Annotated in this window: 18 protein-coding genes; 3 read left to right on the plus strand and 15 right to left on the minus strand. The window is 35.6% G+C overall.

Features of this window, described 5'->3' with window-relative positions:
* Both D6734_12380 and D6734_12385 read left to right on the plus strand, forming a co-directional pair.
* Window positions 1-2,915: hypothetical protein (locus tag D6734_12380; protein RMF92364.1), on the plus strand; the 2,915-nt coding region annotated here is incomplete at its 5' end.
* Window positions 2,916-3,186: 271 nt separating this feature from the next.
* Window positions 3,187-4,143, plus strand: a complete 957-nt coding sequence (locus tag D6734_12385) for a radical SAM protein (protein ID RMF92365.1) — start codon at window positions 3,187-3,189, stop codon at window positions 4,141-4,143.
* A gap of 15 nt (window positions 4,144-4,158) precedes the next feature.
* Here the strand turns inward: D6734_12385 and D6734_12390 are convergent, their stop codons facing one another.
* The 3 genes from D6734_12390 to D6734_12400 are packed head-to-tail and all read right to left on the minus strand — an operon-like array spanning window position 4,159 to window position 9,343.
* Window positions 4,159-7,188: a glycosyltransferase gene (locus D6734_12390; protein ID RMF92366.1), complete on the minus strand. Its 3,030-nt coding sequence runs from the start codon at window positions 7,186-7,188 to the stop codon at window positions 4,159-4,161.
* Window positions 7,106-8,464 carry a radical SAM protein gene (locus D6734_12395; GenBank protein RMF92367.1) on the minus strand — a complete coding sequence of 453 codons (1,359 nt, stop codon included), beginning with the start codon at window positions 8,462-8,464 and terminating at the stop codon, window positions 7,106-7,108. Before D6734_12395 ends, D6734_12390 begins: the two co-directional genes overlap by 83 nt.
* Entirely contained in the window at window positions 8,465-9,343 is an 879-nt protein-coding gene (locus D6734_12400) for an NAD(P)-dependent oxidoreductase (protein ID RMF92368.1), read from the minus strand.
* Here D6734_12400 and D6734_12405 point away from each other — a divergent pair.
* Entirely contained in the window at window positions 9,338-9,568 is a 231-nt protein-coding gene (locus tag D6734_12405; GenBank protein ID RMF92369.1) for a hypothetical protein, read from the plus strand. The two genes, D6734_12400 and D6734_12405, sit on opposite strands and share 6 nt — an antisense overlap.
* Here D6734_12405 and D6734_12410 read toward each other — a convergent pair.
* The 12 genes from D6734_12410 to D6734_12465 form a co-directional block, all read right to left on the minus strand.
* Window positions 9,561-10,001 carry a hypothetical protein gene (locus D6734_12410; protein ID RMF92370.1) on the minus strand — a complete coding sequence of 147 codons (441 nt, stop codon included), beginning with the start codon at window positions 9,999-10,001 and terminating at the stop codon, window positions 9,561-9,563. The genes D6734_12405 and D6734_12410 overlap by 8 nt on opposite strands.
* A gap of 36 nt (window positions 10,002-10,037) precedes the next feature.
* Window positions 10,038-11,864 (minus strand): hypothetical protein, encoded by a 1,827-nt coding sequence (locus D6734_12415; GenBank protein RMF92371.1) that lies wholly within the window; start codon window positions 11,862-11,864, stop codon window positions 10,038-10,040.
* Entirely contained in the window at window positions 11,861-13,588 is a 1,728-nt protein-coding gene (locus D6734_12420; GenBank protein ID RMF92372.1) for a glycosyltransferase family 9 protein, read from the minus strand. The genes D6734_12415 and D6734_12420 overlap by 4 nt, the downstream gene beginning before the upstream one ends.
* Window positions 13,585-15,402: a hypothetical protein gene (locus D6734_12425; GenBank protein ID RMF92373.1), complete on the minus strand. Its 1,818-nt coding sequence runs from the start codon at window positions 15,400-15,402 to the stop codon at window positions 13,585-13,587. Before D6734_12425 ends, D6734_12420 begins: the two co-directional genes overlap by 4 nt.
* The gene (locus D6734_12430; protein ID RMF92374.1) at window positions 15,389-16,975 is read right to left on the minus strand and encodes a glycosyltransferase family 9 protein; all 1,587 of its coding nucleotides are present in this window, start codon (window positions 16,973-16,975) and stop codon (window positions 15,389-15,391) included. Before D6734_12430 ends, D6734_12425 begins: the two co-directional genes overlap by 14 nt.
* Before the next feature lie 18 nt (window positions 16,976-16,993).
* Window positions 16,994-20,485 carry a glycosyltransferase gene (locus tag D6734_12435; GenBank protein ID RMF92375.1) on the minus strand — a complete coding sequence of 1,164 codons (3,492 nt, stop codon included), beginning with the start codon at window positions 20,483-20,485 and terminating at the stop codon, window positions 16,994-16,996.
* A gap of 194 nt (window positions 20,486-20,679) precedes the next feature.
* On the minus strand, window positions 20,680-21,111 hold the full coding sequence (locus D6734_12440; protein RMF92376.1) for a hypothetical protein: 432 nt from the start codon (window positions 21,109-21,111) through the stop codon (window positions 20,680-20,682).
* 15 nt (window positions 21,112-21,126) lie between these two features.
* Window positions 21,127-21,570: a flagellar export chaperone FliS gene (fliS, locus tag D6734_12445; protein ID RMF92377.1), complete on the minus strand. Its 444-nt coding sequence runs from the start codon at window positions 21,568-21,570 to the stop codon at window positions 21,127-21,129.
* A gap of 12 nt (window positions 21,571-21,582) precedes the next feature.
* A complete protein-coding gene (locus tag D6734_12450) occupies window positions 21,583-23,781 on the minus strand; it encodes a hypothetical protein (GenBank protein RMF92378.1) in 2,199 nt (732 codons plus the stop codon).
* Between the two features lie 101 nt (window positions 23,782-23,882).
* Entirely contained in the window at window positions 23,883-24,740 is an 858-nt protein-coding gene (locus D6734_12455; GenBank protein ID RMF92379.1) for a flagellin FliC, read from the minus strand.
* A 177-nt stretch (window positions 24,741-24,917) separates the two neighbouring features.
* A complete protein-coding gene (locus tag D6734_12460; protein RMF92380.1) occupies window positions 24,918-25,505 on the minus strand; it encodes a hypothetical protein in 588 nt (195 codons plus the stop codon).
* A 30-nt stretch (window positions 25,506-25,535) separates the two neighbouring features.
* The coding region (locus tag D6734_12465; GenBank protein RMF92381.1) for a flagellar assembly protein FliW at window positions 25,536-25,770 on the minus strand (235 nt) is incomplete at its 5' end.

Below are 25,770 nucleotides of genomic sequence, written 5' to 3' on the forward strand. Positions count from 1 at the left end.
ATGAAGTATTAAGCATTAAAGAAATGCCCACTTCAAAAGAAACTTCTGTTGATAAAAATTCGGGCATTGAATCTAAAACATTTTCATCGATACCTCTTGCTTTTATTAGAAATAGCGGCGAACTCGATAATAGAGTAAAGTATTATGAAAAAGGCATTGGGCATACGACTCTTTTTACGAAAAAAGGGTTTTATATCAATCTCAGAAAGGTTGGAGAAAACAATCAACAGAAAGTTAAAAGTATTAAGATAGTGCCGCTTGGCAGAAATAAAGATCTTCAAATTAAAACAGTAGGCATTCAAAATGGAACCCTAAATTATCTAATTGGGAATGATCCTTCGAAATGGCGTCGAAATGTAAAGCTTTACAAAAAGGTGATTTACAGCGAAGTCTATGAAGGAGTCAATTTCAAATTTTATGGTAATAACAATCAACTCGAATATGATATTGTAATCAAACCCGGAGCTGACCTGTCAAAGATAAAATTGCGCTATGAAGGAATAAAAGGGCTTGAAAGGGATGAAGAAGGAAACCTCATAATAGTCCTTTCTGATGGAAATATAATTCAAAGAAAGCCCCATATCTATCAGATAATCAATGATGAATATATCAATATTGAAGGAGGCTATAAAATTTTTCCGGATAACCGAACCTGCGGCTTTGAAATTGCTTCCTATAATAACGATTATCCACTTGTAATAGATCCAATATTGAGCTATTCAAGCTATCTTGGCGGAAACAGAAAAGAAATAGGAAATTCTGTGGCAGTTGACGACAATGGCAACCTTTATGTCATAGGCAAAACTGCATCGAGCAATTTCCCTCTTGCCTCGGCATTTCAAACTTCTTTGAAGGAAACAGCCTACGCTCCCCAAACAATAACATCTGACGCTTTCATCACAAAAGTAGATCCAACAGGAAACACTTTATTATTTTCTACTTATTTTGGTGGAAACAACGATGATTCAGGAAATGATATTGCCATCGACAGCAAAGGCAATATCTATATTACAGGACAAACTTTTTCTTCAGATCTTCCTGTCTCAACAACTATTCAAACAGCAAAGAGTGGTTTGTCCGGCGCATCAGGAACTAGTGATGCCTTTGTGGCAAAATTGAATTCAACAGGTTCGGCAGTGGAGTATCTTACCTATCTTGGAGGAAGCGAAAACGACTATGCAAATGGAATAGCAATCGATTCTTCCGGCAATGCCTATATCGCAGGAGTAACTGCTTCAACAGATTTTCCGGTTACATCTGCATTTCAAAGCAGTTCTGCAGGAGGCACTTCGGATGCATTTGTGGCTAAGATAAATTCTTCCGGAACTTCATTGATTTATTCAACCTATCTTGGTGGTTCTGACACAGATGAAGCAAATGATATTGCAGTAGATTCTTCAGGGAAAGCAGTCCTGACAGGAGCTACAATTTCATCCGACTTCCCGACAGTTTTACCCCAATGGGGGACAAAATCTGCGCTAAATGACGCCTTTATTACAATTCTATCTTCTTCAGGAAATGCATTGGAGTACTCAACTTTTTTTGGAGGTGATGATGACGATATAGGCAATGGGATTGCAGTCAAAGATGATATCATTTATTTTGTAGGCACAACCTACTCAGATAACCTTCCTGTACTTACTGATGCCTTGCAGGCAAACTTAGCATCTCCGGGAAGTGGCACTTCAGACATATGTATAGGAAAGTTTGCACCAACTCCTATGTTTACCACCTATTATGGAGGAAAGGGAGATGATTCAGGAAATGGAATTGCTGTTGGCCCTGATGGAAATATTTATGTAGTGGGAGATACTGACTCATCGGATTTTCCAATTTATATACCATCACAGAAAAATTTTGGAGGAAATACCGATACAGTTGTAGTAAAAATCAACTCAACTGGTGATTCGGTAATATATTCAACATTCTTTGGGGGCAATAAGGTTGATGTAGGCAATGGAATTGCAGTTGACCAAAATGGGAATGCCTATATTACTGGATATACTACTACAATCGATGATTTTCCGCTTTCAACTACTCTACAAACCACAAACAATGGTGATTCCGACGCATTCATTGCAAAATTCGACCCTATAGTGACGGGCACAATTGAGGTAAGGACAAATCTCGATGAAGCAACTTTTACAATTTCAGGGCCACAAACATTTACTGGTAGCGGCAAACTTTGGACAACGGAGGCAATTGCAGGAGTTTATACTATAACAATGGGCTCTGTTGATGGCTATAAAACGCCAAATACAAAAAGCAAAACTCTCAATGTTGGTGAAACACTGATTTTCAGCAAAACCTATGTGCCAACGACAGGTGTAATAACTGTGACAACAAATTTGGATAGCGCTTCATTTACTATTACAGGGCCTGCAACATATACAGGAAGCGGTAAAGTTTGGAGTCAAAGTGGGGCACCTGAAGGAGAGTATACAATTACTTTTACAGCTGTTGCAGATTATAAAACTCCTGACTCGCAGACCGATACCCTTGTTGGAGGAGAATCTATCACTTTTGATGCAAAGTACCTTCCAATCAATGCGCCTGATTTGAAGTATAAGAAAATCAAAGCACCAAAATCGGCGAAAAGAGGGAAAAAGGTCAAGATTATTGCTGTGGTGAAGAATATAGGAAATGAAGACTCAACTTCATCTAAAGTCAAGTTCTATTTGTCAAAGAAAAAATCAAAATCCATAGATGCAAAAGCTATTGTAATAGGAAGTAAATCAGTGCCTGCTCTTTCATCAGGAAAGTCGAAAAGCATTACATTGAAAAAGAAGTTGAAGAAAAAGATAAAGAAAGGCAAATATTATGTAAAGGTTTATTGGGATTCAGAAGATTCAATTTTAGAATCTAATGAGAGCAACAATATTGGAGTATCCAAGAAGAAAATGGCTGTTAAGTAAAAAAAGGTAAAACAAACAATTTTTAAAAAAATTTTTGCCCTTTAAGGATTTTCCTTGAAGGGCTTTTTTTCTCGTCATCAGATAAAGAATTTCATTCTAATTTTCTATGACCCTTTTCTCATATCGAAGAGTATAAAAAAGTTTTCGAAGACTATCAGAAAGAGAAGAATTGAACATCTTTCTTGAAAAAAAACCTTTTTTCAAGTAGATAGCATTGGACAGTAAAGAGAGTAAAATAACATTCAATTAATTTATATATAGAGGAATAAGCTTGGCAAAAGGATATTATTTGCCAGATGAGGAAAATATTTTATCCCGTCAGTGGCTAAAAATTGTCAAGAAGTATGAACCATTACCTGAGTTTCCAAAAATAGTCCAGATACAGACAAAGTCTGGATGCAATGCGAATTGTGCATTTTGTCCCAATTATAAAACAATCAATAAACTATCCCACGGGACTATGGATATGGAGCTTTTCAAAAAAATAATAGATGAGTGTGTAAGATATCCGATGAAAAGAATCAGTCCATATCTTATGAATGAGCCATTGGCAGATAAGGATATCTGTGAAAAGATTGCATATATTACGAAGGTCAAAAAGGAACCTACTTATACAAAGATAAACACGAATGCTACTTTTCTTGATGAAGAGATGGCTCGAAAAATCCTCGATTCAGGCCTTGACCGAATTAGTATAAGTTTTCACGGGATTACGAAAGAAACATATGAGAAAAGTATGAAGGGGCTTAATTTTGAGAAAAATTTGAGAAATGTAGAAAGGTTTGTAGAATTGAAAAACAAAGGTAACTATAAAAAACCACGAATTAGAATTACAATGGTGCATACAAATCTAAATGACAAGGAGCTTGATAAGATTCGGGAGTTTTGGAGAAATAGAGGCTTGAAGATAAATGTCCATGCCCTTGAAAACAGGACAAGCAACGCAGTTGAGAGAAACAGCTTGAATATAAAGAAGTGGAAAAGATTATCAAAATGTGTGCGTTTGATGGAGCAGGCATATATTCTTTATAATGGAGATGTTCTTTTATGCTGTGTTGATTGGGAAAGAAGCACAGTACTTGGAAATTTAAAGAAGCATTCTCTGTATGAAGTCTGGAATAGTGAAAAATATATGAAGATACGAAGAGCTTACTATAGAAATAAAACGGAAGGAATTCTTTGCGGCAAATGCCTAATTCAGGATGAAGAAGATTTTGTGATGAGTTAGGCAAGATTTGGATTTTCATCTAAATGCCGCTAACGGGGAAGAATTCTTTTGTACAAATTTTTTTCTCATTTCGATTTCTTCTCTAAGAAGTTTAATATTATTCTGCTGAACTTTTAAGATTTCAGGATTGTTTCTCACAAGATAGTTGTATTTATCATAAAGTTTCATCAGAGTATCGAGATACCTTTCTCTTTCTGCTGTACGGCTATTTGAGTTGTCTGCCCGTATTCTGTATTCAGCCGTTGCCTCATTGAGATGAAAAAATGCATTATCAAGCGCCAATCTGATGAGCATATCCCAATCTTCGTGCACATCAAAACTTTCATCGAATAGCCCCGCATCTTCTACTGCTTCCTTTTCTGCCATAAGGGTTATAATTGGGATATAATTTTTCATAAGTAAAAGCGATGGATCAAAATCATTTGTTTTGTATATTTCCTTAACAACTTTCTTTTCTTCATTATTTAGAAGAAGCTCTTTTACACAATAACAATTGCTGTATGCAACTTTTACATTATTTTTTTGTATTGCGTCGTATAGTTTGTTGAGGTGAGAGGGATAGAAAATATCATCGTCATCGAGAAATGCTAAATGTTTTCCTCTTGCAATTTTTATGGCGCTGTTCCATGCTGCGCTTCTTCCAAGATTTGTTCCGTGATTTACCAATGATATTTTTAGTTTATTCTTATAGTTTGCCGCAATCTCTGTCACATCTGCTCCACCATCGTTTACCAATACTACTTCAAAATCTTTGAATTCCTGCTGCACAAGACTTTCCAAGCATTCCTTCAACAAATTAGGCCTATTATAGGTTCTTACAAGAACTGAAACTTTAGGGAATGGTCTCTTATTGTCCGACAAAATAGGCAAAGTGAGAATTCTTGAAAATTTCCTTCGATATTTCGTAGAATCATCTCTACCCTTTTTAATCTTGTAGCGGTAAAGTTCTACAAGAGTTTTTTTGATATGATTTTTTTCTTCCTTACTGAATTTTTCTTCAGCTTTTTCTAAAATATCAATAGCATCATCATAGAGAGAAGAGTTTATTAATAGAGATGCGCCTCGCAATAACAACCTTATGTCCTTTGGATTTTTGGTAAAGGCAAGGGTTAAAAACTCGATTACATTTGTAAGATGTCCTAACTTCAAGGCGTCGATGCTTTTGAAAGGCGAAGGTGTTTCTCCTGTTTTTCTCCTAAGAAAAAGGATGATATTTTTGATTTCTTTTGTGCATAGCCGGTATGCCCTGATCGTTTTACAGATTTTTAATGTCGTTTTACATTCCTGTAAGCATTCATTGTACTTTTTATTTCTATAAAGAAATTTTATGTAAGCAATGCGAAGTTCTATGTTGAGAGGCAGAAGGTTAAGGGCTTTCTTGTATGTCCTCTCTGCAAACTCGATATCTTCTAAAATATCAGCCAATTCTGCAAGCTCTTTTAAAATCATTCCGCGCTCACAATTTTTGGAAATAGATTTTTGCCAACATTCATAAGCTTCATACACTTTTCCTTCACTTAGAAGTATTTTGCCAATAAAATACCAGCAAGTAGATATATATAGGTTGTTTGCGGCAAGAAGTCCTCTTTGTGATTTGTTTTCAGAGATCGTGATTAAACAATCATTCAAGATTTTTTTGAAATCTTGAGGTTTTTTGTGGTGCTCAAAGTGATATAGGCACCACGGATCTAAGTTTTCCGCTCTTTCAGACATTTTACCAATAGCAAGTCTGAAATTCTTTTCTGCCTTTCTGGTTTCATTGATGGTGAAATAGATAAAAGCTAAATTGAAATATGCCATTGCATAGTCAGGAAATCTTTTTATTGCGCGTTGAAGAATCGCAATCGCATCAGATAGATTTTTGTCTTTGTTGAAGTTTTCACTCGTTTTGAAAGCTATTGAAGATTTTACTACAGCCAAGTCGGTTAAGATCTTTGGGGATTCCTGAATGGCTGCCGCTTTTTCTAAAAGTTCTGCAGATTTGAAAAGATATGAAATATTTCGCGGAATAAAGGTTTCATAAAAATTGTAATAATATGTTTCGGCTTGTCTAATGAGCTTCTCGGTTTCCGGCAGTTCTTTGAACTGTCTTTTTGTTTTTGAAATAATATCAAGTTTTTCTTCAATAAAGTCTATCAGTTCTTTAAAACGATATCTGCTTTCAAACTCTCTGTTTACGCGATTAAAACATTTTTTGACTGTTCCCTTACGCAGATTTTCATCATTGAGAAACTTGTCGATTACTTTTTCAAAATCGCTGTCATCGAACTTTGCATATTCATCGTCATTGAAATATTTTGCTGTTTCTTTCCCTGAATCGAGAACCAATGCACCTTGAGCGACAGCATCGGTAAATCTAAGTTGAAGCTCTCCTCTTCTGTGGAATGTAAAGACAAGTTTTGATTTTCTCAGGATTTCAAGATATTCTTCAATACTCGAGCCGGGATAATTGATATAGATGTTATACTTGTCCGATAATTCACAGAGGCGCATCAACCATTTTGATCTATCTAGATGGCTTACATCGTTTATTGAGCCGGTGAAAGAAATATCAAACTCTCTCTTTCCAATGGAGTCGATATCTTTGTGAATATGTTCCTTTAGGACGCCAAAATAATGGAAGGGATAAACATTTTTTGCCCCCAGAGATTCAACAGATTTTCTTGAATCTTCTCCGAGCACTATCGTCATATCGAATATATCCGCACATGTTTTTGCAATGGCAAGCCTGTAATCCCAATCTGCAGTTATGTTGATTATAGGAAAGGGCGCATTTTCTATACCCGGTGGAATAAATAGCCAGTCGATATGGGTACATATGCAGATATCGGGCATCCATCCCTTTGGGAGACGTGAAATAATTGTTTCAAATGTATCTTCAGGAGCGCATTTTATATCAACGCCGTCGGCATAACCAAAGGTTATGACTTCATGCCCAAAAAAATTTTTTGTTACATAAGCATCAGGCCAACTTTGAGGCAGTGAAGCCGCTGTAACGGTTTTTCCGAGTCCGAGCAGCAATATTTTCATATTTCCATTCCTCATTTCTTAGATAGGTTATCATTTCAGACCTTAATCTCATTAGCTCAAAGGTGTTACGATTCTTGGCGACGAATCCTTTATCTATGTCGTCAGGTTCCCAATAAAACCAATAGTTTTCAAGATCTTCCTTGTCGATTGTAACTCCATATTTTTCAGGATTATTCCAAACATCAGTTCCCGGAAGAGGAATGAATGTTGACATATGCACTTTATCAGGTTGTGTTTCTTCGAGAAATGCTTTTGTTTCTTCCACTGTCTTTCTGTTTTCTCCGGGAAAGCCAAAAAGGATAAAAACCTTTGTCCTGATTCCGGCATTCTTTATTTCCCTAATGGCATTTCTATAATGATCAAGCGTTTCTCCTTTATTCATTCTTTTTAGAAGTTCTTCTGAACCTGTTTCAACACCTATCAGAAGTTCTTCGCATCCGCTTTTCTTCATCATTCTTAATGTTTCCCTATCTACACGGTCAGCGCGGCTTATGGCGATGTAGGTAATATTTAAAGGCATAAGTTTTTTGGAAATTTCCATTACCCTTTTCGAATCAAGAGTATAAGTGTCATCCATAAAACGCAAATGGTGAATGTCATAGGTTTCTTTTATATGCCTGACTTCGTCAGCAACATTTTGAGCCGATCTTGGCCTGTAGATTCTTTTCCAGTGGTTTGTGTCGCAATAAGCGCATTTATAGGGACAACCACGGCTTGTTATTATGGAGGTTGTATCGACACCTTTCTCACCGTGAACTCCTGATTTGCTCTTTAAAATATTGATTGGAACAAGATGCCTTGCTGGAAATGGAAGAATATCGAGATTCTTTATGAAAGGGCGTGGTGCATTGATGCATATCTCTTTACCTCTTCTGTATGCAATTCCCCTTATTTCATCCAAAGGGACTCCTTTGGCTATATCGAGCATTGTCATTTCGCCTTCACCTATAACTGCAATGTCGATTAAGTTTTCGTCAAGAACCCTTAAAAAATATGAGCTTGCACACGCACCTCCTCCTACTACCAGAGCATTGCGTCCCTTCTCTTTTTTTATCCTTTCAGCAATTTTGAAGGATTCTTTGAGAACTGCTATGCTGTGTATCGATATTCCATAAATTTCGGCATCAGGGATCTCTTTTTCTGCATCTTCACAGAAGTTTACATAAGAAACATCAAATCCATATTCTTCAAGGGAAGCCGCTATATATAAAAGTCCTATTGGGGGATAAGCAAGTTTGTCCTGCAACCCAGGAGCATCAGGATTGATCAAACAAATTCTGTATTTAGACATTCATTTCCTCCTTTCAAAGTATTCGATTGTTTTTTTCAGTCCTTCTTCAAGGGAATGTTCTTCCTTCCATCCAAGACTTTTGATTCGTTCATTATTGAAACAAAGTTTTACTTTAGTTCCTGACCAGCTTATAGGAAGTTTTTTATTGAATAGGCGGGAAAGTATTTCATAAACTTCAGACAGCTTTACGCTTTTGCCATGGCTTACATTGAGAGTTTCTTTGCTCCACTGCATCGACATAGCAAAAGCATTTGCGACATCTCCGATATAAATGAAATCGAATTCAGACTCTATGTCATGGAATAACTTGATTGGTTCATCTTTAAGGAATCCTGATACCATATCGAAGATAGGATTTTTGTACATATGAGGTCCATAAAGACCGCTGGGCCTCAATATGACATAATCAATTTTATGCGTATAATGATACTGCTTTACATAAAATTCACCGGCAAGCTTGCTTACGCCGTAAGGTCCCGATACATCGGTGCTGTCTAAGGGATCGTCCTCTTTTGCGCCATATAAGTTTCTATAAACAAGGACAGTCGATGCATAGATAATCTTTGGTATTTTTGCTTTAACTGCTGCATCGAGAATATGAAGAGTTCCAAGGGCGTTTATCCTGAAATCCTCAATCATCTCTTTTCTTGCAAGATATACCTTGGGGTTTGCGGCAAGATGAAAAAGAATATCGGCGGGGGGAAGGGCAACAGGTTTTCTTATATCAATATCCTTGCTGCTTAGGGGGGTTACTTCATGGCCTGAATTTTGCAGTAGTGGGACAAGGTTTTTGCCTACAAAACCTGTTGCCCCCGTTATTATTATTTTCATAGATTTAATGATTCCTTTTTTAAAAAGATTTGCTTTTTTGATATGCAAATCGCTTGCCAAAAAATCGGAGAAATAATAAAAAAAATTGATAAATTTAACTCATTGAAATATAAGGATATTTGCTATTCGGAGGAGATGGCTGCCCTTTTCAATGAAATTTTTAGTAGGAAAAGTTTGCCTTGCAAGGAAAAGTTTGCAGGTATTAAAAAAGGGATACTCATTAAAAAGTATCCCCCGATTTGGATTGTTAAAGTATTTTCCTTACTTAAATGAATTTCTTGACTGCTTTTAAATTGTTGTTCAATGAAGAAATGAATGCTGTTAGTTCAAATTCCAGTAAATCAGCCATAAGTATCCAGTCTTCTTTTTGTTGAGCATCGAGGATTTCATTTACTGTTGTAAGAAATTTTTGTTCTTCGTTAAAAATGATCTCTTTTGCTTTACTGAAATTATCTTCTTCCATATCGAACATTATCTTCAGGTCACTTAACAATTGCGAAATCATCTGCAGGTCATCTATTACTGTTGCGAATTCTTCATTTGCAGCTTCCTCATTGCCCATTCTAAAATTGCCTGCAATGTTCATTATTCTGTCATTAGCACTGAAACAGAATTCTTCTGCTGATAGAATCGCCTGATTTGCAAGCTCATAAAGTTCTTCTTTTGTAATGATTTTTTCATTCTTACAGGCTTCAGATGTAGTCATTTTTTTTCCTCCATTTAAATTAATCAATGTTTTTCTTTAGAGTAAATTTACATTTTTTTCTTCATATCCTTTAGAAAAGTAGACCTCTTGTTCTTTGAATGCTTTTTTCATTTCTTCGACAAGAGTATGCATTCTCTTTTCATAGGAATGTTCATTCATCACTCGGTTGAATGCTTTTAAAGAAATTTTCTGCCTTTCTTTTTCATTTTTTATGTAGAACCTTATCAAATCAGGTATTTCGCCAGTCTCTTTGAAAGATACAAATTCGTCTTCATTGAAAAGTTCATATAAATCCGACTGATCGTCAGTGATTAGGAAAGAATTACAAGCGGCGCAATCAAATACTCTCTGATTCAAAGCTGAATTCATTTGAAAACTGGTGCAGTTGAGATTTATTTTTGTTCCATTGTAAACGAGTGCAAGTTCGCTATAATAATCAACTGAATTCCTTATCTTTCTATCATCAACTACATATTTCCATCCTTTATCACCATAGACAACACCGCCTTCTTCAATGCCCTTTTTAACTACACTATGCCTGTATTTCATTGTCGTTTTCCAAGTGAGATATGCCGCGGCATTTATAAATGTGTCATTCTCACTCATTAATTCTGATAAATCGTTGCGCACTTTCTCCTTCATTATTTCTTCAATTGGCTTTTTATGATTAAGCAATTGGATATTGATGATTTCATCCTCGATCTTTTTTAACTTTTCTATTTCTTTTATCTTCTTTTGCCATTTCTTGACTGCATCGAACATTGAGTTTCCTACGAATGAAATATCTGAAACATATCTTTTTGGAATCTCTGTAAAAGGCATTGGTTTAAAAAGCTCTGTATCAGCGGCAAGAGGCAGATATGAAACATTACGAAAACCTTTATTTTTCATAGGATTGATATAGGTTTTTTCCCACATAAAGATTTTACAGAAATCAGATACATTCTTTTTGTCGTCTTTTAGGGCATAAAAGGGATTGTCCACATACCAAACAGCAAAAGGAATCTTCATTGAAGAAAGAAGGGATGTAAGGGCTCCGTCCTCATCAAAGCCGAGATGATTGACCGTAAAAATAAAATCAGGTTTAATCTCAAATATAAGATTTAATAGTTTCTTTATAAATTTGTTTTGGTCTTTGAATTTGATGGGAAAAACATTATGCCCTAAAATCCTAAATGCCTTTATGCATTCAGCAACAGTAAAGTAAGACGAATCAAATACAATTATATTGAGATTTTGATTCTTAAACTTTTTATAATCGATTATCCTTCTTATTGGGGAGCTGTTCATTTTTATAATTTCATCTTCAATTTCTTTGCAGAAATTTGCGCATATCTTTTTTGCCGAAGGATTAATATAAAGTCTCAATGCCTTGAAGCCCCTCTTCATCCTTACTTCAGCCACCTTTTTGACAACTTCCTTCGCATTCTTTGAAAGGATCAGATGAATATTATTTTGAGAAAGTATTTCTGAAAAATCATGAAGACTAAGAATCTTTTCCAATATTCTTTTATCGTATTCAATCCAAACTATCTCTTTTTCCATATTCTTCTCAACTAAAGATTCAATGATATATCCAGACCCCGATCCTACAATCACCATTATTTCTTCATTTCCCATTTGAAGAAGGGAGGCACTGATACTTTCTCCTTCTCTGTTTGGGTCATAAGAGCTTGAGAGATTCATTTTTTCATCGTTGCCAAAAGTTACTGAAAGAATTGGCAGAGAATTTTTTGACAATAAGCATTCTAAATGGGCGATTCCCTGCAATTCACATTTACTTTTAGATGAGAGAATTTCATCATAGATGTATGGATCTCTTGTCTTTAATGCCTTTAGATTTTTTTCCAAAAAATTATTCATCTTATTACCTGAAAAGATATTTTTCCTTTTTTTGAATTTTTTCTTTGAACGACTTCAGATGAAAATGTCTTGTAGATTACTTTTTTAAAAAATCGGCAGTTATTTTGGAGCTCTTCCATTAATGCTAAACATTTCCATGAAACCTTTGTAGCTTCAGGGTCATCGATACTTTCTCGTTTCATTCTATAAACATCACATATTGGCAATAATTCTTCTGTTGCTAAAGAAAGGCGATAAATTTCGGCGTCGATTTCAGTCACTCTTTTTGCAAGAAGGGATATATCTGTGCTTACTGCATCTGGAGACTCTGTAAGAGCGCGAATGATTTTTTTTATTATTTCCTTCCCTTCTTCTGCAAGTTCAATGATTTCATCGATTCTTTCAATTATTTTCTTTGATTCCTTCTCAACTATGAAATCATTCTCAAAATAGTATTTCCCGAACCTTACATCGATATTCGATTCCAAAGTTTCGTCGTGCTCTTTTCCAAAATAAACATATTCCCAAAATATTCTGTATATTTCCTTCCAAAAGAGAGTTTTATTCAGCGGCAGAGGAAATGGAGAAACAAATTCAAGAAATCCTTCACTGTCAAAGCGAGAATAGAATAAATTTGAATTTAAAAAGAGGGTTTTTGGTTTTTCATTTTTCATCTCTTCATATCCAAGCATTGCTTTTATCGTATAGATGACTTCCTCCGGCAGTACTGTTTCTTTGCAAATTTCATTTTTACATTTCACATTAAAACTGCATGGCGAACATTTAACATTTGTCTGAATTACATAATGTCCCTCTCCATAGGGGCCAGTTTCCGTATAATTTACCGGTCCAATCGATATTTCAATAACCGGCACATTTACTGCGCTCGCAATGTGCATTGTCCCTGTATCATTGGTTATGAGCATTCTGCATCTGGAAATGAAGGCAGGTAGATTTTTCATTGTCGTTACCCCAGTTGCATCGATGATGTCTTCGCCTGCAATTTTTCTTATTTCCTCTGCGAGATGTGATTCTGCTGATGTTCCAAAAACTACGATTTTTGCATCAATTATTTTTTTTATCTTTGAAGCAACTTGGGCAAAATTCTTAACAGGCCATTGTTTATGCGATTTGCTTGCGCCCGGTTGAAGTCCGATGAGCAAATCGTCTTTTTTGACATTTTTGGCGGCATAGAAATTTTCAGCTTCAGCAATATCCTCATTATGAAGCTCAAGGAGTAAAGATTTTATAGAATTTTTTTTGCCTGTTGTGAGGAGATACATATCAACAAGATTAAAAGGATTGAATCTTCTATTGATTGCGGCATTGAAGAAATAAATCATCCAGTCATTCTTGATTACCCTGAATCCATTGGGATCTACAGTTATCCCATTTTTATCATTGCAATCCAAGAGGGACATAAGAAATGCGCTCATTTTGGAATGGGTGAGATTGATTATCTTTGAAAATCCTTTTCGATTCAGTGATTCGATTTTATTTTTTAAGTCTTTGTAGATTTCAATCAAATTTTTGTTGCTTTCTGAAATCGACTTTGCAATTTCTTCAACATCGAATTTGATTATTTCATCTATAAAAGGGAGTCTTTCACAGATTGCCGCAAATTTGGAGTTTGCGAGCATTGTAATTCTTGAATCAGGGCTTTCTTTTTTAATCTCCTCCAAAAGCGGAGTTGATTGTAAAAGATCACCCATTCGAGCCAAATTTATTATGAGTATCTTTTTCATCTTTGAGCAAATTCATTCATCATTAAAAATATTTTTTCACTTTGAGAGAGTTTTCCCTCTCCTTTTTCAATTTCTCTTGCGATGTCTTTGATTGAAATGTGCGCATAATTCTTGAATTTCGATAAGATCTTTAGACATTCTTCATCATCTCCGCATTGCTTAACCAAATTTTTATATGAATTAATGTCAGTATCGGGCTTTTCAAGTTTTATTCCCTTGCCGTTTGAGACGACCTTTAGTACTTCTTCCATTCTTTTCAAATAAGTGTGCTCAGAAATTGCCCTATTGCGGGATTTTAAAGAAATTGCCTTTCTTTCTTCTGGATGAGACAAGTAGTAATCTATCTTTTCTTTTAATTCATCGATATCAGTGAAGCATTCTATTTCTTCTCCAATTTCAAATTGTTCCTTCAGTAAACTTCTTTTATCAACAAGTTGAAATCCTCCACAGGCAGCAATTTCAAAGATTCTTGGATTCAAGAAATCCCCGTAGGGGTTTACACCGTCATGGTATGTCGAGGAATGCAAATTGATATTGATTAAAGCGGCATTGTATATTTTGACGGTATCTTCTATTGAAATTCTTTCACCTTTTCTTTGAACAGTCTTTGCATAAAATGGGTCTTCAAGAGGCCAATCGGTCCCCCATATTTTAAAATCGTAATCGGCAAGCTTCTTGAAAAAGATTCTGCGGTTGTAATAGCCAGCTCCCATAAATGATATGTCAGACTTGAATTCGCGAATCTCTTCTTCGCTTAATTCTACAGGTTTATGAATTTCAGGGTCACATCCAGTAGGAAGATAGTGGTAATTCTTGACTCCTGCCGATGATAGGACTCGAAAAAAATCCCCTTTTTGGATGGTAAAGAAATAATCATAAGAAAGGGAAACATTGCGCCAGTAATCCATTAGTCTAAAATCTTCAACAAACCAGTAGCAAAGGGGAATCTTCAACGGTTTAATCCTATTTATCGCTGAAATGCTGATTGGAGATTGTGCAAGTGAAAATATGAGATTTGGCTGATTTTCAACTACATTCGATACAAATATTTCTTCAATGAGAGTTAAGAAAAGCCCCTTTAACTTTTCGTTATTTGTTTTATTCGAGGCGGCATAATCAAGTTCTTTATAGAGAGGATAGAACTTACTCATATCAAAGCGCTGTACTCTGCATCCAATCTTTTCAAATGCACGGCTTGTATATTCTGCTACTGGATAAGAGCCGCCATAAAGAGGATAAGTTACCATAACCTTCAATCCTCTGAATTCATCAGAGTTGAAAGGCGTCAGTTTGCTGATGAGTTTTTCGACATTTTCCTTTGAGAGGATTTTTTCAATAGGAGGATGAATATAAATAAGAGGATTATTCCCCGCGAGAAGATTTATTTCTTCTATAAACTTATTGGTCTCTTCTTCGTCAAGAGAAAATAAATTTGTTTTCTTTAGAATATTCGATTGATCACTGAAAGAAAAAACAGATTTCAAAATTCCACAGTTCTTTTCTATTACAATTATCTTTTGAAATCCCTTTTTCAGAAATTCATTGATATGGTATCCGAATCCCATTCCAATGACTATCAATGATGAATAATTTTCAACATTCTTATTTTTCAGGAAATTATCAACTATTGACCTACTTTCACGCAACGGGTCATAGACGCTGTGATAAAGATAGCCATTTACTTTTAAAGTAGGCATTCCGTTTCTTGCATTGATGACTTCGCACTCTTTTGTTTCTTCTAATGTGAGTATTTTTTCTGCAAGGGGAAGCGAATTTCGTTTAAGCAGCTCTATATTTTGTTCAAATAAATCCATAATTCTCCTCAACTTGTATTTGGCAGTTTATAGTTAGCTTATAAAGGGCATTTGAAAAATTGTTATGAAAGAAGATTGCATCACTGTATGCATCAGAAAACTTATGTCTTTCGATATTTCGAAAAAAGAATCTTATTATGTGTGCAAGGGGATGAATGTTCTTCAATGAATTGATCCGTTCGTCGATATTGTCTATTTCAAAATGTGATTTCCATTGATGGGGAAGTGAAAGAAGGAGTTTTTTCCTGATTTTTACCAGATAATACAAATCGGTAATTCCTTTGTTGTAACTATTGTCGCTAAATATAAAGTTGATCTTGGAAATTTTATCTAAAAAAGGGTTTTTTGAATCAATGTTATTCATAATATAGAACCAAGTTAATCGTAATTCATCTGTTAGTTTATTTTCATAATTATGGACATTTCCAAACAATGGCTCACAAGTAATACCAAAGGAATCTTCTTCGGTTTTATAAATAGTTATGTCATTTGGAATGGTTGTCTCCTGAAGAATTGATTCGTTATTCGATAATATGGAAAGCGAAGTTTTATATACCAATTCTGGTGAGACGGAATTTAGGCATTCTCTATTTATGCATTCAATGCTTTCCATACAGGGAGCACATTTCTTAAATGACTGAATAATGTAGTTGTCTTTTGTAAAAGGTCCTGTTTCAAAACAGAATGCCGGTCCAAAAAATAAGGCAAGTACAGTTGTATCCAAAGATGCTGCAAGATGCATCGTTCCTGTATCACATGTTATCACCAAGTCGGATTGGGAAAGAATTTCAGAAAGCTCTTTTACCGTCGTTTTGCCGGCTATGTTAACAATTCTTTCATTTTCTGCGGCAGACTGCTTTATTTTTTCAGCCCTTTCCCTCTCTTTTGCTGTCCCTGTGAGATAGATTTTTACTTTCTTATCATTGAGGAGCATTCTGCATAGCGCTGAAAAATAATTGTCTGGCCAAAATCTTTTTCTATGCCCTGTGGCTGTTTGGATAGATATAGTTGTTTCATCATTTTTTCTTTGAGCTTTTTTTTCTTTAGCATTGTTGAAAAAATACCTCGATGGCATTTCAGATGAAATAATTGATCCGGCACTGTAAAGAAAAATGTCTGAAAGATTTATCCTGTTAAATCTTCTTGTAGAGGTTGATGTAAGTAGGTAATCCATCCATGGAGTCCCGTATATTGTTCGACGGTCGTTTTGATAATAAAAGCCAAGTTTTTTTTGAGTGCTTATTGCATCGGCAATAAGACAGGAGAGAGATGAATAATTGAGATTTATAACTTTAGAGAAATTCATTGAAGAAAAACTTTGGACATATTTTTTCAGTATCTCATATTTCTCGAGTAGAGATATTTCATTCGATGTTGAAATTTCTGCTAAAGATTGAATATCTATTGGAATTATTTCATCGACTGATTGGAAGAGATTTGCCAATTCTACAAGATTTTTATCTATAAAGACAGAAATGTGGAAGTTTTTATGCAGTGCATTCAACAAAGGAAGACTCTGCAGAAGGTCTCCCATTCTTGCTATTTGTATAACTGCTATTTTTTCTTTATTCATTCTAAAAAAATATAAACTTTAACTGTTTGCCAATATTCTTTCCCTATGAATTGCTCGTGAGTTGAGATTTCTTCCTTTTTTGATCTTCCGATCTATTTCTTCAAGCAGATCATCAACACCTTCAAATTGGGGTTCGAATATTTTGATTCTTTCCAAAAGTTCAATTGATTTTTCATAATCTTCCAAAGAGTAATAAACAGTGGCAAGACTAAAGAGCATATTGAGGTCTGCAGGATGAAGATTCAGGTATTTTTCAAGATATTTTGCTGCAATTTCCTTTTTATCTAATTCAATAGCGCATTTTACTAAAAAGGAAACACCCTGCTTGTTGTCAGGGTCAATATCCAATGCATAAGAAAATGTTTCCATCGCTTTTTCTGTGTCTTTTTCTGAAAGCAATGCCATTCCCTTGCCAAGAAGGGCTTTTAGGTTTTTTGGATTTTTTTCTAAAACCTTTGTAAAATTCCTTTTTGCTTCTTTGAAATTACCTTCAATAAAATGAACAACTCCTTTTCCGATTGCAGCTTTTTCTGAATTTGGCTCTATTTTTTCTAATTCGCTGTAGCACTTCTTCGCTTCTGTAAGTTTATTCAAACAGGTAAGGGAATCGGCTATTCCCAAGATTATTTCTTTATATCGCTCATCTTGAGGGGGAAGGGTTTCCTTGCATTTAATAAAATATTTAAGCGCCTTTTTATAATCTTTCTTTTCACTATAAAAGTTTGCCAAATCGAGGAGTGATTCTGCTGATTGGCATTGTGTTTCGATTTGGCTGTAAATTTTGTCTGCAGCTTCTAAATTACCAAGCGCTCTATAACATCTTCCCATTCCTTCCCATAAGGTTAAGTTTGAGGGGTTGTTTTTTAAGATTTCTTTATATTTTTCCAATGCTTGTTCATAGGCGCCTTGTTCTTCATATTTTTTTATTTCTTCAAAGAAGATTGGGGTTTTATTCAAATGAGAGGATTCTGCATTTTTTGGATAGGCTTTTATGATAAACTGTATTGTAAAAAGTTCGGTTACATCCTTTTTTGTGAGTTTTTCAAGAGTTAAATTTCCGATTTTAATGCTTGTATGCCCTTCTTCGTCATATTTGATGTTTTTTAGTTCTTCTATATTCATAATGTTGTTCTTGATTTCCTTAATTTCAAATCCTTGCCTTTCTAACAGACGTTCGATTTCATTGAAGGTGAAAAAACGAAGATGTGTTTTATCCAAGATTCCGGCTTCCTGGTAAGTCCAGTTGCCTCTTGCTAAGTTTTCAAGAACGGTGATATTTCTAACATTTGGTATGCTAAGGATTATACATCCTGACGGTTTGAGGCATTTTTTCAATTTTTCTATGGTCTCTTCGGGAGAAATAAGATGTTCAAGGACATCTCCAAATATGATGCAGTCAAATTTTTTACTTAATTTTTCGGTTTCAAGGAGAGAGACATCTTCCTCAAAGACTTCTGTTAATCTTTTTTTAGCGATTTTTGCAACAGTCGGTTCCTTTTCAATGCCTATGACTTTTTTCCCTCTCTTGACAAGCTCATATCCCATCTCGCCTGCGCCACAGCCTACATCCAATATGGTTTCCGCTGAATGCGGAACAATTTCTAAAATATCGCTCCTTTTTTGACTGTAATACCCAAGGTCAATATCCTTTCTGCCATTGCCTGATTGCTTGCGTTCTTCTTTACTTCTATAGTTTTTGCCTGATTTGATCAAAAGGCTTTCGAAAAGTTCATCAAATTGCTTTGAGGTTATTGAAATATCGAAATTTTTTACTGCTCTTTCCCTTCCAAGCTTTGATAGTTTGGCTCTTAGTTCTTCGTTATCGAATAATTCTTTTATTTTTTCCGCCAACGATTGAGGGTCATTTGGCTGAATAAGAATACCAGAATCGCCAACTACTTCAGGAATTGAACCTGAATATGTGGAAATAACTGGAAGTCCTGATGACATTGCTTCAACGATTGCCATTCCAAACTGCTCTTTCCAGTTTTCTTTCGGTATGCTTGGAAGTGTAAAGATGTCTGCGCAACTATAGTATTCTCTCATACTACTGTAGGACGAATGAGGTTCAATTGTGAAATTCTCTTCAAGTGAAAGCTTTTTGATGAGATTTATGACCTTATCTTTTGCCGGCCCTCTTCCTATCATAAGAAACTTGAGATTTTCTTTGAGGTGAGGATACTTATTGAAAAGAAGTTTTGCCGCATAAAGGATATCGTATATCCCCTTTTCGTAGACAAATCTTCCAACAAAGAGGACAAGTACATCTTCTTCTGACAATGATAATTCTTTTCTTTTTTTTATTCTCATTTCTTGGGAAGGTGCGAAGAATTTTGTATCGATACCCATCGGTATCACTGAAATTTTTGATTTGTCAGCGCCTTCCAATTCAAGTGCCTCGGCGGCCCTTTCTGTTACTGCTACAAATGAGTCGGCAAGGTTGATGACATTCCTTTTATTTGTACTGATATTTTCATTGTCATAGTAAATAAGTGGTATATTTTCCCATTCAAGCACAACTAAGTTGTTCATAAATTTCTTCTTTGCCACTGCGCATTGAAGTGAGAAAAGCCATGTTATATCTGCTGTAAAGATTATATCTTTATCGAAAAGCTCATATTCCAAACCCATTAGGTATATTGGGGACTGTGGATGAGTGGGTAGTTTGACTACCGGGACACCTGCATTATCAAGAGAAAAGTTGTGATTCAAGGTTGTGTAAGCGGTAATATCGTATTTTTTCGCCAAAGGTTCGTAGTTTTTCAACTCCCATTCGTTTAGATTTGGACCTCTTACGATTGCAATAGAAGGCTTGTTTTTTGGAGGTGGTGAAAATTGCTTTTCAAGTTTTTTTGCAAGCTGTGCTTTTTCATAAGACCTATCAGGCCTTGGCATTATATTATATTCTCTATAAATTAAATCTTCTTCTTTATTGAATCCGCTTCCTTCGATTTTGGAATAAAATCTTGCTTTTTTGCGATAGCGCTCTTTATTGAGAAATCCGTAATGTACGACATAAACATCCCATTTGGCCACTTCTCCTTCAATGCCGGCAACAACTTCATGGATTTTGTTTACCCATCTTACATTTGGTAGTTTTTTGAAAATTCTGGGACATGCTTCAAAATTATCGTAGGTTTTTGAATAATAATGAGTATTTCCCACAAGGTTGCATTGCCTGATAGTTACAGCGTTAGCAGTCGTGTTCTCAAGATAATTTTTAATATTATTTTCAAATTCTTCGGAAAAGACTTCATCTGCGTCAATTCGTATTATCCAGTCGCCCGTGCAATTTTCCAATGATATTTGACGTTGTTTCCCAAAGTCATTTTCCCAAGGTGATTCTATCAATTTGATTCTTTTGTCATCTAAATCAAGAAGTTTTTCCTTTGTTTCGTCCTTGCTGCCGCCGTCAACAATGACTATTTCATCTGCAAATGTGCATGATTCAATTGCATTTTCGATAAATTGAGCTTCATTTAAGGCGATCATTGAAACTGAGATTTTCATTTTTCCTCCTCTTTAAAGTAGTCCGCCAAAGTATATGCAAATTCTTTGCCAGAAATTAAAGGAGATTGGAAAAATTTTAAAAATTTAATAATCTATTGAAAAATAAGAAAATATTGAAATAAGGTGGGAATTTTATAGAATAAGGACCAAGGGGTTACAGTATAGAAATAGGTAATATTTTCCTAATAACATGGTTAAATCGATCCATCAATTATCTTAGACTTTTTTACCTTTTTTCCGCCATATCCTTCTATTTGTTTTTTTGCATCGCCAATGCTTTTAATCTTTTTAAGTGTTTCGTCTCTATGGGCATTAACAACTTTAAGAGTTTCCTCATCAATTTTCAGGATATTCTTGATCAAAGAAATGACTTTCCCTTGAGCTTCGCTTTCTTCCTTAGATTTAAACTTTTTTCCCCCTACCCCTTGTTTATCCTTTGATTGCGTTTCTATTGTTTTATCAAGCTTCTCAATTTGGTTTAGTATTTGCTGTCTCATCTCCTGTAGGAAGAGAATTCTCGTATAGTTGCTTCTTGCCGCCTCTTTTCTTTCTTCAGAGGCGATATCCTGAATTTTTTGGTAAAGTTGAACCTTTTGGCTTATTAATTTTAACCTGTTATCATTCATTTTTTATCTCTCTATTTAAATTGTTAAAGATAATATGCCTTTTTGGTTTACACTATCTAATGAATCACTAAATTTTCTTTTATTTTCCTCTATTTCTGAGAGTTTATCCCATCCTTCCTTTATTGTTTTCAGTATTTTGATAGACTCATCAATAAAGGCAGGGTTATTTTTCATATTGGCTTCAAGTATCTTGAAATTTATAAATTCGTAAAGCCGCTCCAACTCTCTTGTTAGCTCTTTATTAACGGTAGGGTCTAAAGCATTGCTCAATTCTGATACAATCCTCGATGCCTTAGAGAGATAAATTCCTTTTGATTTGTAATCGTGTTCCTGCATTTTTATTTTTGACTGATTAAGAAAGTTTATTGCACCTTCATATAAAAGCGAGATCGTTTTAATTCTATTGGATGTAGAAATCTGAGTTACTCGATACTGACTTCCTGAAGCATTTTTTGTCATCTTATTCCTCCATTATATTTTAGCAAGAAAACTTGATAACGCCTGATTCTGAGCGTTGAGACTTGAAATTATACTTTCCAATGCAGTGAACTGCTTTAATAATCTCTCTTCCATTTTATCTATGGATTCGTTCTTTTTATCAATTGTTTCATCTATTTCATCGATGGCTTCCTGATAGCTGTCTATGCTTGCCTGAATTGTTCCATCAGTTGAATCAGTTATAAAATCGAGCTTTCTTATCATTTGTTCTGCAACACCAAGTGAAACTGTAACAGTCCCTTTTGAACCAGTAGTTGTGGAATAAACAAGGATTTGCAGTCCTTCTTCATCATATCCGTCTGCGCCTGTAAGACTGTTTCCCACAGCAGTAGCCGTGTGGCCATTGATTGTACCGGCAACATCCTGTCCTGTATCTGATTTTCCGCTTGTTCCTATTCCAGTTGAAGCAGAAGTATCTGGTTGGTCAGATGTTACTGTAAAAGATATTCCTGAACCATATTCCTGTGAGTAGAGTTTTAAAGCACCACCATTATTGGCAGCTGAGATTGGAACATTTTGATTTGAAAGCTGCGTATTTATTTTTTCAACAACTGTGTCTATTTTGTCTCCTGCTGAAAGATTTACCGTATAATCAACACCGCTAAAGGTGAATGTTAAGGTTTCATCAGCTCCAAGTCCTGAACTTTGAATTGGCTGACTGCCATTTACTACAGCCTGCAAAGGCACCTGTGTAATATTTACAGCGTAAGTGCCTCCTTCTGTCTCATCAGATATCGTAGAAAATTCAATTTCGCTATTGGTTGTGGAACCATATTTTACAAAGAGCTTTTCGACATTGTCATAATAGTCATCGAGGGCATCAGAGAGTTTGTCATCATCAACAGAAAGAGTTCCGTCTTCTTGAGTTGAAATACCAATTTGGGAAAGTGTCGTATATGTATCACTCAATCCGGGAATATTATTGCTTATTATTCTTTTAAGATATAATTCAGCATTTCTAACAGCAGAATTGCCTAACAACGGACCTGCTTCATCATTTTCAGCATCATAGGCAGTTTGTTCGTTTATAAGCTCGATGACACTGTTATAGGCTTCTACAAAATCATTGATGTTTTCTTTTACTGTAGAGGTGTCTTTTGTTACAGATAAGGTTACTGGAGTTCCGGATGTAGTTGATTTTAATTCCAAAGTAACGCCGGGAATAATATCGCTTATAGTGTTTGAAGATTTCCTGAAATTAATATTATTAACTTTGACAATGGCATCCTGTGCAGATTCCAGTGTAGGGTCAAATACATCTATCTCAAAACGGTCTCCAACTGCAAAATTTGTAGTGCCTGCTGTAAAAGCGATGTCAACACCTTCATCACTCGAGTTGTAGATAGATGTAGGAGAAGTGCTGGTAGTGAAGGCATCATCGGCAGTCCATGTTGCTCCTCCATCATCGGAGACTTTGAACTTTGCCGTTCCAATAGAACCACCTGTTGTTATTTCAACAATGTAAGTTTTACTGCCTGTTCCTGTATATGTTCCTGAGGCGGTTGCTGTTCCATCAAAGCTATTGTTAGTATCGGAATAAACGCTTTCAATTGATTTATTGGAAAAATCCAGATCTGTAACATTCGTAGTTATTGTAATCTCATTGTCCTGCCCTGTTGAATCAGCTGTAAGGACAAGACGATAAGGATTGGTAGCGGATCCATCGTTGACGATACTTGCTGTTACACCTGCATTACTATTGTTTATTGCGTCTTTCAATTGTAGAAGTGTTGTTGTGCTTGTTACCGCAATGTCGGTTACATCACCGGAGCCTACCCGGAAGCTGAAATTGCCTGATGAAGAACTAATGCTTGTGGCATTTATATCATTGACACCTTGAGATGCAATTTTATGGGAAGAAGCAGTTTGTAAAACTTCGACTGAATAATTTCCTGTCACTGCCGAACTCGAAGCAGAAGCAGTGAGAACATCTGTATCACTTACCGATACGGATTTGAGATTGAACTGGGAACTTGTGTTTAATGTTTGGCATTTTGTGAGAAGAGACGCAAGACTGCTGTTTATATTATTGAGAGAATCTATCTTCTCCTGATATGTATTCTTCCTCTCTTCATAGAGTTGTAGCGGTTGTTGTTCAATTTCCACGAGCTGATCAATGATGTTATTAAAATCAATTCCTGATGCTAAACCGCCAACTGATATTCCTGCCATTTATCTCTTCCCTTTTTGTTTTTTGCCAATTTTGGAGAGCCCCGCATTGGGGCTCCCCTCCATTAGCTTATTTGCAGTCTTATTTGGTGTTAATTGCTGCTTTATCCCAAGAGACTCAACGCTGCCTGAGGAGCAACATTTGCCTGCGCCAAGATTGATGTGCCTGCCTGTACAAGTATTTGCTGTTTTACATAGTTTGCCGTTTCTGAGGCGAAATCTACATCTCTAATACGAGACTGCGCAGCAGATGCGTTTTCAGCACTAACCATCAAGTTGTTTATTGTCGATTCAAGTCTGTTCTGCAATGCACCCAGTGTGCCTCTATTGGTCGTAATTGTGTCTATGGCGCTGTCTATTACATCGAGTGCAGATTGAGCCATATCAATGGAGCTTATCGTTGTGATTCCGTTTGAACCGGAATTTGCGCCAAGTTTTAATGCAGAGGCATCGAGGTCATTCATTGTAAGGGTCAGTCTGTCATTGGCTGAATTGTCAATGCCAATCTGGAATTTTACCGCATTCGCAGAGGCTGAAATGCTTCCATCGATCAGATTGGTTCCGTTGAACTCTGTGACATTGGATATTCTCGTAATTTCGCTTGCAAGTGCTTGGAATTCTTTGTCCAGATTGTTTCTGTCTGTCTGGCTCAAAGTTCCATTTGCTGCCTGCGTGGCAAGCTCTTTCATACGAACGAGAATGTTGTTTACTTCGCTGAGAGCTCCTTCAGCTGTCTGAACAAGACTTACAGCATCATTGGCATTTCTTACTGCCTGATTATAACCTCTTATCTGAGCTCTCAATTTTTCTGAAACTGCAAGTCCTGCTGGGTCATCAGCTGCCCTGTTGATTCTTAAACCGGAAGAGATTTTTTCGAGGGATTTGTTTAATGCGCTGGTTGATACTGATAAGTTTCTCTGTGCGTTAATTGAAGCAATGTTTGTGTTAACTCGTAAAGCCATATTTTTTCCTCCTTGAATTTGCTATTTTGAATAGCTTTTTAGTTAAAGTATCCTTACCTTAACTATGGGTTGAAAAACTTTCTCTTCTTTTCACCTCCTTTCCTTTTTTAGTTATTCATCTTTTCGGATAGAAGGTGAAAATCTTTAAATTATTTTTTGATTTTTTGAGAGTAAAACTCAGCTTTTTTTTATGATTTCTCTTTGGCAGGCAATTGTATATTTGACAATTCGTTCCTCTTGAGAGGGAAGGATATTCATAAATTCGGCAGATATCTTGTAATCTTTGTTATTTTCTTTTTTGCAGTTTTTGACTTTTGCTATAAGAATAAGGGGAGCAGTAAATTCATCAGGAAGGCTTATTTCCAATTCTAATTGGTCGCCTTCTTTGAAAGCAGTCTTTGAAGGGAAACTCAATCCATTGCCGCTTAATGTGATTTCTGTTGGCTCACCCGGGCAAAGCTCTTCTCCTCCCTTTAATTTCAATCCTTTTATCAGGAAATTTAACTTATTATCAATTTGCTTGAGCAGTAAAAGAATTTCTTTTTCAAAGAATGGAACAGGATGCTCATCGTAACTTTCAGTTGAAATATTTAAGTTGTGAAATAGGTCTTGTAGATTTGAATTGTTTTTTTTGGGGTTTATCTCATCACTGGCGAGTTTGTACTTTAAAGGAACAACTGTTTTAACTCTAAAGTATTTTCGCCTTTCCTTATCCACTTTGAATCTTTCTTTAAAAAGTCTTTTGGCAGAATTTATGACAATTATTTATTTTAAGAATGCTCTTTATTAGACAACTCAATTTATCATTTTGTGTTTTGTGCTGTATGGGCTTTTTTCAAGAACAATCTGCTTGGCACGATTTTTTTCTTTGTTAAGAATTATTGGCCCTAAAAGATTTATAGTCATTTCTTTTGGATTGTCGGGAATAGTTATAATTGTATAGACTTCCAGTTCTTCTAAGCTATTTGCATGCAAACTTTTAAGTTCATTTTTAGATAATTTGATCTTATAGTCGGGAACTACAAGTAAT

The sequence above is a fragment of the Candidatus Schekmanbacteria bacterium genome (assembly GCA_003695725.1).
GTDB lineage: Bacteria > Schekmanbacteria > GWA2-38-11 > GWA2-38-11 > J061 > J061.

Bases quoted from the DNA above. Each gene is read 5' to 3' on its own strand.
- D6734_12450 (RMF92378.1), bottom strand. From the start codon at position 23,781: ATGGCAGGAATATCAGTTGGCGGTTTAGCATCAGGAATTGATTTTAAT.
- D6734_12405 (RMF92369.1), top strand. From the start codon at position 9,338: ATGCAAATCGCTTGCCAAAAAATCGGAGAAATAATAAAAAAAATTGAT.
- D6734_12395 (RMF92367.1), bottom strand. From the start codon at position 8,464: ATGTCTAAATACAGAATTTGTTTGATCAATCCTGATGCTCCTGGGTTG.
- D6734_12390 (RMF92366.1), bottom strand. From the start codon at position 7,188: ATGAGGAATGGAAATATGAAAATATTGCTGCTCGGACTCGGAAAAACC.
- D6734_12420 (RMF92372.1), bottom strand. From the start codon at position 13,588: ATGAAAAAGATACTCATAATAAATTTGGCTCGAATGGGTGATCTTTTA.
- D6734_12430 (RMF92374.1), bottom strand. From the start codon at position 16,975: ATGAATAAAGAAAAAATAGCAGTTATACAAATAGCAAGAATGGGAGAC.
- fliS (RMF92377.1), bottom strand. From the start codon at position 21,570: ATGACAAAAAATGCTTCAGGAAGTCAGTATCGAGTAACTCAGATTTCT.
- D6734_12410 (RMF92370.1), bottom strand. From the start codon at position 10,001: ATGACTACATCTGAAGCCTGTAAGAATGAAAAAATCATTACAAAAGAA.
- D6734_12455 (RMF92379.1), bottom strand. From the start codon at position 24,740: ATGGCTTTACGAGTTAACACAAACATTGCTTCAATTAACGCACAGAGA.
- D6734_12435 (RMF92375.1), bottom strand. From the start codon at position 20,485: ATGAAAATCTCAGTTTCAATGATCGCCTTAAATGAAGCTCAATTTATC.
- D6734_12425 (RMF92373.1), bottom strand. From the start codon at position 15,402: ATGGATTTATTTGAACAAAATATAGAGCTGCTTAAACGAAATTCGCTT.
- D6734_12440 (RMF92376.1), bottom strand. From the start codon at position 21,111: ATGAATGATAACAGGTTAAAATTAATAAGCCAAAAGGTTCAACTTTAC.
- D6734_12415 (RMF92371.1), bottom strand. From the start codon at position 11,864: ATGAATAATTTTTTGGAAAAAAATCTAAAGGCATTAAAGACAAGAGAT.